The organism is Caulobacter sp. GW821-FHT10A10 (assembly GCF_059415745.1).
This window is the reverse complement of sequence record NZ_JBWKNV010000001.1, coordinates 993836-1005070: the sequence shown is the minus strand read 5'-3', so window position 1 is coordinate 1005070 and position 11235 is coordinate 993836. Positions and strand designations below refer to the sequence as shown.

General features: G+C 68.4%; 10 protein-coding genes. 7 read left to right on the top strand and 3 right to left on the bottom strand.

From position 1 onward, the window contains the following. Positions 1–584 (bottom strand): nucleotide sugar dehydrogenase (locus tag AC07NS_RS04790; RefSeq protein WP_494601829.1); only part of this gene is annotated, 584 nt, incomplete at its 3' end. Between the two features lie 656 nt (positions 585–1240). On the opposite strand from AC07NS_RS04790, the gene AC07NS_RS04785 reads away from it, so the two are divergent. The 4 genes from AC07NS_RS04785 (at position 1241) to AC07NS_RS04770 (ending at position 7440) form a co-directional block, all read left to right on the top strand. Beyond that, positions 1241–1774, top strand: a complete 534-nt coding sequence (locus AC07NS_RS04785) for a hypothetical protein (protein WP_494601827.1) — start codon at positions 1241–1243, stop codon at positions 1772–1774. 116 nt (positions 1775–1890) lie between these two features. Then, entirely contained in the window at positions 1891–3165 is a 1275-nt protein-coding gene (locus AC07NS_RS04780; protein WP_494601826.1) for an outer membrane beta-barrel protein, read from the top strand. Between the two features lie 167 nt (positions 3166–3332). Then, a complete protein-coding gene (locus tag AC07NS_RS04775; protein WP_494601824.1) occupies positions 3333–5555 on the top strand; it encodes a GumC family protein in 2223 nt (740 codons plus the stop codon). After that, positions 5545–7440, top strand: a complete 1896-nt coding sequence (locus AC07NS_RS04770) for an O-antigen ligase family protein (protein ID WP_494601823.1) — start codon at positions 5545–5547, stop codon at positions 7438–7440. The genes AC07NS_RS04775 and AC07NS_RS04770 overlap by 11 nt, the downstream gene beginning before the upstream one ends. 82 nt (positions 7441–7522) lie before the next feature. Here AC07NS_RS04770 and AC07NS_RS04765 read toward each other — a convergent pair whose 3' ends face one another. Beyond that, complete coding sequence (locus AC07NS_RS04765; protein WP_494601822.1) at positions 7523–7672, bottom strand: hypothetical protein; 150 nt, start codon at positions 7670–7672, stop codon at positions 7523–7525. 242 nt (positions 7673–7914) lie between these two features. On the opposite strand from AC07NS_RS04765, the gene pssZ reads away from it, so the two are divergent. Continuing rightward, the gene (pssZ, locus tag AC07NS_RS04760) at positions 7915–8541 is read left to right on the top strand and encodes an exopolysaccharide biosynthesis protein PssZ (RefSeq protein WP_494601871.1); all 627 of its coding nucleotides are present in this window, start codon (positions 7915–7917) and stop codon (positions 8539–8541) included. Positions 8542–8654: 113 nt separating this feature from the next. Here pssZ and AC07NS_RS04755 read toward each other — a convergent pair whose 3' ends face one another. Next, complete coding sequence (locus tag AC07NS_RS04755) at positions 8655–9515, bottom strand: transglutaminase-like cysteine peptidase (protein ID WP_494601821.1); 861 nt, start codon at positions 9513–9515, stop codon at positions 8655–8657. A gap of 250 nt (positions 9516–9765) precedes the next feature. On the opposite strand from AC07NS_RS04755, the gene AC07NS_RS04750 reads away from it, so the two are divergent. Both AC07NS_RS04750 and AC07NS_RS04745 read left to right on the top strand, forming a co-directional pair. Then, on the top strand, positions 9766–10563 hold the full coding sequence (locus AC07NS_RS04750) for a metallophosphoesterase family protein (RefSeq protein WP_494601820.1): 798 nt from the start codon (positions 9766–9768) through the stop codon (positions 10561–10563). A gap of 67 nt (positions 10564–10630) precedes the next feature. Next, positions 10631–11233: a polysaccharide biosynthesis/export family protein gene (locus AC07NS_RS04745; RefSeq protein ID WP_494601819.1), complete on the top strand. Its 603-nt coding sequence runs from the start codon at positions 10631–10633 to the stop codon at positions 11231–11233. The last annotated feature ends 2 nt before the right edge of the window (positions 11234–11235 follow it).

Sequence of the window (11235 nt, the reverse complement as noted above, 5' to 3'; positions counted from 1 at the left end):
ATCGGGGTCTCGTTGAGGCTCAGCGGGCGATAGAGCTCGCGCATCACCGCCTGGGCCCGCTCGTCCTCGGTGCCCACCACCACGCGGTCGGGACGCTTGAAGTCCTCGATCGCCGCGCCTTCGCGCAGGAATTCCGGATTGGAGACCACGGCGAACTGGGCGTTCGGAGCCACGCGCTTGACGATGGCCTCGACCTCGTCGCCGGTGCCGACCGGCACGGTCGACTTGTTGACGATCACGGTGAAGCCGTCGATCAGGCCGGCGATCTCCTCGGCGGCGGCGTAGACGTAAGAGAGGTCGGCATGGCCGTCGCCGCGGCGGGTGGGCGTGCCCACGGCGATGAACACCGCGTCGGCGTCCTTGATCGCCTGGGCGCCTTCCAGGGTGAACGACAGCCGGCCTTCACGCACGTTGCGCGCCACCAGATCGTCCAGGCCCGGCTCGAAGATCGGGATCTCGCCGGCCAGCAGCCGCGAAATCTTGCGCGGATCCTTGTCGATGCACGTCACCACGTGACCGAAGTCCGCAAAACACGCCCCAGACACCAGGCCCACATAGCCCGTGCCAATCATCGCTACGCGCATCGAAACCTCTTTCCTCGGATCGGGCCGGAGGCTCGCCGCGCCGGGACGAGGAGGATGGCGCGGGCGAGGTCAGGCTTGGCCTCCATGCGCCGCGCAAGCGTGCGGCGCAATACGGCAAAGCGTTTTCCGCGCAAGGAGACCGGACAAACGGTCACGTTCGGATTATAAGGGATTGTCGCCTTGAGGTTGCATCGTGCTCGTCGCCATCGCCGTCATCATCTTTCTCGTCGGACTATTGATCTGGCCCAGCATCGAGCGACCGGTGGTGCGAGGATTGCGCCGCATGGCGCGTCGACGGCGCTGAGTGCTCTATCCGTGAACGGCCGGATATTGAACAGGCGACAATTCGTTCCCCGCCTTGATCATAAACTCGACTCTATGGTCGAGCTTGATGCTCTTCAGGCGAGTCGATGAGCCATCGCGGGAAATATTCGCCTTTCAGGATATAGAGGCGATGGTTCCTGGGCTTCATGCCTACGTCACAGGCATGGCCTAAGAATTGATCCCGCCAGAAGCAGGCCGCTCAGGGATTGTTGCGCATCTGTGCAGAATGCGCATCTACGGGCGGTCAATTAACCTAACGCCGGGATTTAGGGCTGGTAATAGCCCTCGGTTGCGGCCTATAGGAAAACGCGCATTACTAATGGGGGTAAACCATGTCATCGCGTTTCGCCAAGGCCGCCGCGCTGGGTCTGGTTATCACCGTCGCGCCGCTCGCTTCGATCGCCGCCTCCCTGCAGGCGCCGACCACGGCCGCTGAACCGGCTCCGCCGACCGCCGAAGATCTCCAGCAGGTGATCGCCGACGCGGCGACCGCCGCCGCCGCCGATCCCGGCTACGCCGCCCTCGACGCCGCCGGCAAGCAAGCCGCCGTCAAGACCGCGATCGCCGCCGCCCTCGCCAAGTCCGGCGCCTCCCCGGCCGTGATCGTCGCCGCCCTGACCAAGGCCGCCGCCAGCGGCCTGATCACCGGGACCATGGCCGTCGACGTGGCCTCGGCCGTCTCGCCGGAGCTCGGCGCCCAGGTGGCCGCCGCCACCGGCGCGACCGGCACCGTCACCGCGGCGACCGACGGCGGCGACTCCGTCACCGTGCTGTCGAGCCTGGACGGCGGCGCGGCTGGCGGCGACGCCGGCGGCGCCCAGTACGACGCCTGCGCCGGCGTCATCGCCGACTATTGCGGCACCTGATCGCCGTCTTAAGACTTCGGCGCTCTTCGCGCCCTCGGGTTTCGTCGGCGAACCCTTTTTGTTTGTGTCGGGTTTCCGAAAAGACGGCCTGATGGCCGTCGAAATGGGGATGGATAATGAAAATTCTGGCTTCAGCCGCGGTCGCGGCCGTGCTTGTCGCGGCCGCGCCGCAGGTGGCGGCTGCGCAAGACGCCGCCACCAGCTTCAAGCGCGACAAGCACGTCAGCGTGCGTCAGCGTCCGCGCCCGGACTACGAGGCCGCCGGCGTCCGCCTGGGCGCGTTCAAGGCCTATCCCCGGCTGACGATCGAAGCCGAGCGGGACGACAACATCTACGCCGTCGCCGCCGGCGAGACGAGCGACACCATCTGGCGCGTGAAGCCGGAACTGGCGCTGCGTTCGGACTGGTCGCGCCATTCGCTGGGCGCCTTCGCCTCGGCCTCGGTGAACCGCTATTCGAACCACGACACCGAAAACAACGAGGAATACACCCTCGGCGTCAACGGCCGCCTGGACGTGGTGCGCGGCTCGAACATTTCCGGCTCGCTGCAGTACCAACAGCTGATCGAGCCGCGCTCGGCGCCGGAATCGCCGACGGCCTCGCTGGCTCCGATCGAGTATTCGCTGGTCACGGCCACGCTGAAAGGCGTCAAGGAATTCAACCGCCTGCGCATCACCGGCGACCTGAACAGCCGCTCGTTCGACTATGAGGACGGTCGCCTGGCGGTGACCGGCGGCGGCACGACCGCCCTGGACCAGGACTTCCGCGACCGCGACCAGATCCGCTACGGCGTCAAGGCCGACTACGCGGTCAGCCCGGACACGGCCTTCTACGTCTCGCTGACCGGCGACTCGCGCCGCTACGACGTGACCAAGACCCGTGACTCCGACGGCTACAACCTGGCCGCCGGTGTCGACTTCGAACTGGCCCAGGCGATCCGCGGCCAGGTCGACGCCGGCTACATGAAGCAGACCTACGACAACTTCGCCGGCGGCAGCCGCGACGTCAGCGGCTTCAGCACCAAGACCAAGGTCGAGTGGTTCCCGACCGAACTGACCACGGTCACCTTCAACGCCTCGCGCGCCATCGAGGAAGCCGTGGTCTTGGCCTCGCAGGGCTATGTGTCGACCAACAGCTCGGTCGCCGTCGACCACGAGCTGCTGCGCAACGTGCTGCTGTCGGGCCAGGCCAGCTTCGGCAAGGACGACTACGACGGCATCGATCGCGCCGACAAGCGCACCGGCGGCAAGCTGTCGGCCGCCTATCTGATGAACCGCCGCGTCGGGGTCTTCCTGACCTACACCTACGCCAAGACCAAGTCGGACGGCGTCGACAAGTCCAAGAGCTTCACCGACAACAAGCTGGCCGCCTCGGTCGCCCTGCAGTTCTAGGACCCGGCGGCCGAAAATTTGAGCGGCCCTCGCGTTTCGAATGTTTGAATTGGAGCCGGTTAATCCATTGCCGAGGTTTTCTTCGGTAATGGACAAGCTCCAGGCCTGAAATAGGTCACGGTCCTTCGCTAGGCGGGGGACCATTCGACCAGTGAAGAGTGCGCATCATGGACGGCTCGACCTTCGAGACCCAAACCGCTCCGACGTCCGACGTTGGGGGGGCTGCGTTTGACCTGAACGTCGTCATCGCCGTCTTCCGGCGGCGGCTGCGGCTGTTCGCGGCGGTGGCGCTGGCGGTGTTCGTGGCGGTCGTGCTCTACACGCTGCAGCAGACGCCGACCTACTCGACCTCGGCTCAGGTGATGCTGGACGTGCGCCAGGAGCAGGTCACGCCCGACATGAGCGCGGTGCTCTCGGGCCTGCCGGCCGACAGCGCCGTGGTCGACACCGAGGTCGAGGTGCTGCGTTCGCGCTCGCTGGCCGACCGCGTGGTCCAGAAGCTGAAGCTCGACCAGGATCCCTACTTCAATCCCAGCCTGGCCGGCGCCAAGGGCGTCCGCGCCTGGCTGCCCTTCCTGAAGAAGGCCGTCACCCCGGCCGAGAAGGTCAGCGACATCGAGGCCCAGCGCCGCCGCGAACGGGTCGTCGATCGCGTGCTGAGCGGCCTGGCCGTCAAGCGCTCGGGCGTCACCTATCTGATCACGGTCCAGTACACCCATCCCGATCCGGCCCAGGCCGCCAAGCTGGCCAACGCCTTCGCCGACCTCTATCTGACCGAGCAGCTGGAGGCGAAGTTCGACGCCACCCGCCAGGCCAACGACTGGCTGAACACCCGCGTCGCCGACCTGCGCGGCGAGCTGCAGCAGGCCGAGGCCGACGTCCAGCAGTACAAGATCGCCAACAACCTGATGAGCGCTCAGGGCGCGACCCTGACCGAGCAGGAGATCTCGGGCCTGAACCAGCAACTGGCCGGCGCCCGCGCCGAGCAGGCAGAGACCGACGCCCGCCTGAGCATCGCCCGCAGCCAGCTGGCCCGCGGCAGCACGGGCGAAGACGTCGGGGAGTCGCTGAACTCGCCGGTCGTGCAGCAGCTGCGCAAGCAGCGCGCCGAGAAGAGCGCCGCCGTGGCCGACCTGTCGGGCCGCTATGGCGACCGCCACCCCGACCTGCTGAAGGCCCGCCGCGAACTGACCGACATCGACGGGCAGATCCAGGCCGAGATCAAGCGCATCATCTCCAACCTCGAGGCCCAGGCCCAGGTCGCCCGCCAGCGCACCGGCTCGATGGCCGGCAGCGTCGGCGCCGCCCGCGGGGCCCTGGCCGGCAACAACCGCGCCGGCATCCGCCTGGGCGAGCTGGAGCGCAAGGCCGACTCCGTCCGCACGCTGTATGAGTCCCTGCTGGCCCGCTTCAAGCAGACCTCGGCCCAGCAGGGCATCGAGCAGCCCGACGCCCGCGTGGTGTCGCGCGCCACCATCCCGACCAAGCCCAGCGCGCCCAAGCCGTCGCTGAACCTGATGGTCGGTCTGGTCGCCGCCCTGGCGGCCGGCGTCGGCGCCATCATCCTGGCCGAGATCCTGATGGCCGGCCTGTTCACCGAGGACGAGGTCGAGCGCCGCCTGGGCGTCTCCTACCTGGGCTCGGTGCCGCTGCTCAGCTCCACCCTGGACGACGCCCGCGCCGTTCGTGGCCTGACGCCGCCGGACTACCTGCTCAACAAGCCGCTCTCCAGCTTCGCCGAAAGCCTGCGCAAGCTGCGCGCGGCGATCCTGTTCTCCAAGGTCGGCGAGTCGGTGAAGGTGATCGCGGTCACCTCGTCGCTGCCGGGTGAAGGCAAGACCACCACCACCTTCTCGCTGGGCCGCACGCTGGCCGCTTCGGGCGCCAATGTCGTCGTCGTCGACTGCGACCTGCGTCAGGGCGCGATCAACCGCTTCCTGCCCACGGCCCCGACCGTGGGCCTGATCGAGGTGCTGAACGGCGCGGCGACCCTGGACGAAGCCCTGGTCTCCGACGTCAGCGGCGCCAAGGTGCTGCCGCTGATGAAGTCGGCCTACACGCCGCGCGACGTCTTCGGTTCGGCCGCCTTCCAGCGCCTGCTGGCCGAGCTGCGCCAGCGCTTCGACGTGGTGCTGCTCGACACCGCCCCGCTGCTGGCCATCGCCGACACCCGCATCCTGGCGCCGCACGCCGACGCCGTGGTCATGCTGGCCCGCTGGAAGCGCACCCCGGTCAAGGCCATTACCTCGGCCTTGTCGCTGCTGCAGGGCCGTGGCGTGTTCCTGGCCGGCGTGGCCCTGACCCAGATGGATCTGAAGGCGCAGTCCCGCTACGGCTACGGCGACGCCGGCTACTATTACAAGAGCTACCGAAAGTACTATGCCGACTGACGCGGGGCGGACCCGGCGGCTCGCGGGGTCCGAAACCGCCGCCTGTCTGGTCCTGACGGGCCTGGTGTTCGCCGCCGTCCTGGCCTTCGGGGCCAGCGAGCTGGCGGTGGCCGCCGGCTTCTCGGCGCTCTACGCCCTGTTCCTCGTCGGCCTGCTGGCCAGCTGCGGCTGGGCCCGCCGTGACCTCGCCCGCCTCGGCGGATGGCTGGTCCCGGGCGTGCTGGCCGCCCTGCTGCTGGCCGCCGTCCTCTGGCCGCTGACGCCGTGGACGCCCGACGGCGCCCACCCGGTCTGGTCCTACGTTCCACAAGCCTTCGCCGCCACGACGCTGGACCGTTCGGCCGTGCTGCTGAACGTCGTCAACCTGCTGGGCCTCTTCTGTCTCTACGTTGCGGCGCGGGTGATCGGGGCGTCGCAGACGCGCGGTCGCCGCCTGCTGTTCTGCCTGCTGGCCGCCGTGGCGGTCTACGCCGCCGGGGCTTTGGCGCAGTACGTCTCGGTGCGTGGCCTGGGCCGGATGCGCGCCACCCTGCTGGGACCCAACAGCGCCGCCACCGTCTTCGCCGCCGCCCTGGTCATGGCCGTGGCCGCCCTCGCCGCGCGGCTGCGCCGGGGCGGGGCGCGCATGTTGCGCCAGGGCGATCCGCGGGCCGTCAGCCTGGCGAGCCTGAGCGCCCTGCTGCTGGTCTGCCTGCTGATGACCGCCTCACGCGGCGGCCTGGTCGCGGCGGTGTTCGGCGTCGGCCTGTTCGTCGCCTGGGAGCTGTTCTCCGGCCGGGGCGCCTCGCGCAAGGCCGCGGTGTTCTACGCCCTGGTCGCTCTGCTGGTGGCGGGCGTGCTGGTGTTCAACGGCGCGGGTCTGGTGCTCGAGCGCTTCGGCATGGCCCAGCAGCATCTCGACGTCCGGGCCCAGATCGTCGCCCCGCATTGGCGCGCCTTCCAGGCCGCGCCTTGGTTCGGCTACGGCCTGGGATCGTTCCCGACGGTCAACCAGCTGGTCGTCACCCAGGACAGCCTGCCGGCGCTCTACAACGTCCGCGCCGTGCACAATCTCTATGTCCAGTGGCTGGAGGAGGCCGGCGTGGTCGGCGCCGCGCTGATGGCGGCCCTGTTCCTGGAGCGCCTGGCCCCGATCGGCCGCGCCGCGCTCGGTTCGGACGGCCTCTCGGTCTGGTCGCGGGGCGCGGTCTGCGCCGCGGCGGTGTTTCTGGTCCACGGCCTTAGCGACTTCGCCCTGCAGACGCCCGCCATCCAGGCCTTGGCCGTGGTGGGTTTCGGCGTGGTCGGCGGCATGGCCGCTGGACGTCGCGAGGTTCGCGCCGCGCCCAGTTCGCGACCCGCGCGGCTGATGCTGGCGGGGGCGGTCGCCTGCTGTCTCGTGGCGGCGGCCGCCGCCACGCCTCTGCTGGCGGTCAAGCTGGACGGCGATCTTTCGGCCTGGCCGACGGCCTCGGCCGAGGTCCTGGCCTCGCGCATCGAGCGGGGCCTGTCGCAGGGCGCGCCGTCGCGGGAAGAGCTGGCGAAGCTGGACGGTCTCAGCGACCGTGAACTGGCCCTGCGGCCGGGGTCCGGTTCGGCCTGGCTGCGGCGAGCGGCGGTGGACGCGGCGGCCGGGCGCGACAAGGCCGCGGCCCAGGCGTTGGAGCGGTCGTATCTGGTGGCGCCGCTGCAGACGAGCCTGTTCCGCGCGCGGACGGTCTTCGCCTTCGAGCGCTGGGACCGGCTGACGCCGGCGGCCCGCGAGCAGGCGCTCTATCATCTGGGGGCGGAGTGGCGCCTGAGGCGCAAGCCCAAGCCGCTGATCGCCCTGGCGAACGGCATCCGCAACCCGGCGGGCCGGGTGGGCATGGCGCTGCAGCTTACGGCGCTGGGCGTTCGGCCCTGATGGTGGCCCTGATGGTGGCCCTGATGGCGGCCCTGATTTAGGCGGGACGCGCCGTCAGGGCCTTAAGGCCAGGGTCAGAGGATCAGAACAGCAGGCGGACGGCTTCGACCGCCGCGTACCACAGACCGGCGGAAACGATGGCGGCCAGGCCCCAGCCGATGGCGCGCGGCAGGCGGCGCGGCGCGGGGATCGTCTGGGCGAGGCTGTTCAGCGAGAGATTGGCGTGCTGCATGGAACCCGAAGTCCTGAGCGCAGGCCCTCCCTACGCGACTACAGCCTAGTTCGCTGACCCTAAAGCCTGGGTGAAGGAACAGGGTTTATGCAATGTCACTATATTTATGGTTAAGTATCAGTTTCCACGCGACGTCGTGAGAGAGTTGCATTAGGTAGTTAGATACGAAGTGGGGCGGGCTTCGTTTTGTGTGTGGTGGGATAGGGGGTTGCGCTGTGAGCGGAAGCTCGAACACCGAAATCATGGACGGCGTCCAGTCGGAGATTCTTCCGCGCGTGGCCGTCGATCCCGGCAAGCGTGTGATCGACGTCGTCGTTTCAGGCCTTGCACTGATCTTTTTCGCGCCCGTGCTTCTGCTCGCGGCGCTGTTGATCAAGCTCGAGTCTCCTGGTCCGATCCTGTTCCGCCAGACGCGGGGCGGGCTGAACGGTCGCACCTTCACGATCTTCAAGCTGCGCTCGATGCGCTGCGAGGAGAACGGCGACAAGGTCGTCCAGGCCAAGCGCGACGACGACCGCATCACCAAGATCGGCAAGATCCTGCGCACCACCAGCATCGACGAGCTGCCGCAGCTGCTCAACGTGCTGAAAGGCGACATGTCGCTGGTCGGGCCGCGTCCGCACGCCATGGCGCACGACGCCTATTACGGCGCGCTGATCTCGACCTATCACATGCGTTTCCAGGCCAAGCCGGGCCTTACCGGTCTGGCCCAGATCCGCGGCCTGCGCGGCGGCACCACCGACGTCGAGGCCATGGCCGCCCGGGTGAAGGCCGACATCGCCTATATCGACGGCTGGTCGCTGTTCAGCGACATCCGCATCATCCTGCTGACCGTTCCGCACCTGCTGCTGGCCGAGAACGCCTACTAGGCTTCAGCCGGAAGGCGCCTGACCAAAGGGCGCCGCACGAAGATTAAAGGCCTCGCTCCGGGATCCGGGGCGAGGCCTTTCTCTTTGGGCTGAGATCCGGGGAGGACCGGGGCTCAGCTCACCGAGACCCAGGCCGACGAGCCGGCCACCTGGCGCTCGATCCAGCGATAGTTCAGTTCGCTCCAGGGCGTGGCCCAAGGCGTCAGGTTGTCGAGCACCCAGTCGCCCTGCTCGAAGGCGACCAGCAGCACGGCGTGGCTTTCGCCGCGGGCGGTGACCGCGACCGCCATCGACAGGGCCGAGGCCGGCACGCCGGCCTCGATCAGGCGGCGGCGCTTCTCCAGCGCATAGTCCTCGCAGTCGCCGTACATCTTGCCGTCGATGACCTTCGGCAGCGACCAATACTCGGCCAGGCCGTAGAGATCGAAGTCGTCGGCCTTGCGGACCTCGCGGTTCACCTGGCGATTGATCTCGTTGATCAGCTTCATCTGGTCGCGGGTCAGGCGGGCCAGGCCGTCGACGTCCGAGGCCAGCGTCACGCCGGCGGGCGCCGACTTGGCGGAGGCGGCGGGCGCCGTGGCCAGCAGGGCGGCCAGGGTCTGGTCCAGCGAGCTCAGGCGAATGTTAACGTCCGGGCGCACTGCGCGCAGGACTTCGATGGTCTGGACGGAAGTATCTTCGTCTTCTTCTACTGCCGAGACGGCCAGCGGCGCCGAACCCCAGGTCAGGCGGCGCTCGCCGATCGACGAGGTGTTGATGGCGGCGGAATTGGCGTCGAGCGCCAGGGCGGCGACCTCTTGCGGCGGCGCGATGCAGCTCGCCTGATCCCGCTGGCACAAGGCTTTGAAGCCCGGAGGGGCCGCGGCCGGGGCGCCATGCGGCATGAAGGCCGGCGGCGCGGCCATGGCGGGCGCGGCGGCGATCATCGCGCTCAGGGCGACGGCGGCGGATCCAAGAAATGCGGAGATCTTCATGGTGGTCTCGCGAAATTCGTGAGTCCATCCTGCGATCTTCCATTGAATATCGGATCAAAATGCTTGGTGTTTTAACGAATAAGCGATCTGGTTTATTCGATATTATTGATAATAGTCTCTGAATATTCACGGTGAAATTGGCGTGCAAATTCTCGGTGTATTTCGTGTTAACAATGGCGTGCAGCGACAGTTGCCGCCCGCAAGCGGCTGAGGCAGTTTGAAGCCTCGTTTTCCGTCGTCGTCAGAGCCCATGGTTTTCCGCTTCCTGCGTTCCAAGTCCGCGTCGAAGGCCAAGACCGCCAGCACCGGCGGGCGGGTGGTCTACGCCGTGGGCGACGTCCACGGCCGCCTCGACCTGCTCGACGACCTGCTCGACGCCGTGGCCGCCGACTTCGCGGGCCTGGGCCGCCAGGACCGGCCGGTGCTGGTGTTCGTCGGCGACTACATCGACCGCGGCGCGGACTCGGCCGGCGTGATCGACCGGGTCGAGGCGCTGAAGGCCGTGTCCGGCGGCGCCTCCGGCTTCGAGGTGCGGGCCCTGATGGGCAACCACGAGCAGACCCTGCTGCAGTTCCTCGACGATCCCGAAGGCGGGCCGGTGTGGGCCGAGTTCGGCGGCGGCGAGACCCTGGCCTCCTACGGCGTCGCCCGCCCGGCCGGCCGCGATCCCGAGGCCTGGCGCGCGGCGCAGGAGCAGTTCCAGCGCAACCTGCCCAGCCGGCATCTGGCCTTCCTGCGCCAGCTGGAGCTGTCGGCCCTCTACGGCGACTACCTGTTCGTCCACGCCGGCGTGCGGCCGGGCCGGGCCCTGGCCGAGCAGGACCCGCAGGACCTGCTGTGGATCCGCGGCGACTTCCTGCACCAGCCCCACGGCCTGGGCCTGGTGGTCGTGCACGGCCACACCCCCGACGAGGAGCCGTTCGTCGGACCGCACCGCATCAATGTCGACACCGGAGCCTACGCCACGGGCGTTCTGACCGCCGTCCGCCTGGGCGAAGGACCGCCTTCGATGCTGCAAGCGCGAAAACGTCGAGCCGTACCGGCGTGATGCTTGTGGCTGCCCTTCGCCCATGCCATGAGACCGGCGAGGGATGCAGCCAAGAGACGTGACCAGCATGATTACCGTTCGACGCTTCATTCGGGCGGCTTCGCTTTGCCTGGCCCTCGCCGCCGTCGCACCGGCGGCCCAGGCTCAAGCTCAGGGCGCACCGCCCGCGCCGCAAGCCAGCGCTCCGATCACCGCCGACCAGGCCGCCGGCCTCGACTACCAGCTGGGCTCGGGCGACAAGGTCCGGGTCACGGTCTTCGGCGAGCCGTCGCTGTCGGGCGAGTTCTACGTCACCGGCTCGGGCAAGCTCTCCCTGCCGCTGGTCGGCGAGGTCAAGGCCGAGGGCCTCAGCGTCCGCCAGTTCCAGGACACGGTCGAGACGGCCCTGCGCGACGGCTACCTGAAGGAGCCGCGCGTCAGCGTCGAGGTCCTGAACTTCCGCCCCTTCTACATCCTGGGCGAAGTCACCAAGCCGGGCACCTATCCCTACACCTCGGGCCTGACCGTCCAGAACGCCGTGGCCACCGCCGGCGGCTACACCTACCGCGCCGACAAGGGCAAGGTTTACATCAAGCACGACGGCGAAGAGAAAGAGACCAAGGTCGAACTCACGCCCTCGACCAAGGTCGGCCCGGGCGACACCGTCCGTATCGGCGAACGCTTCTTCTAAGA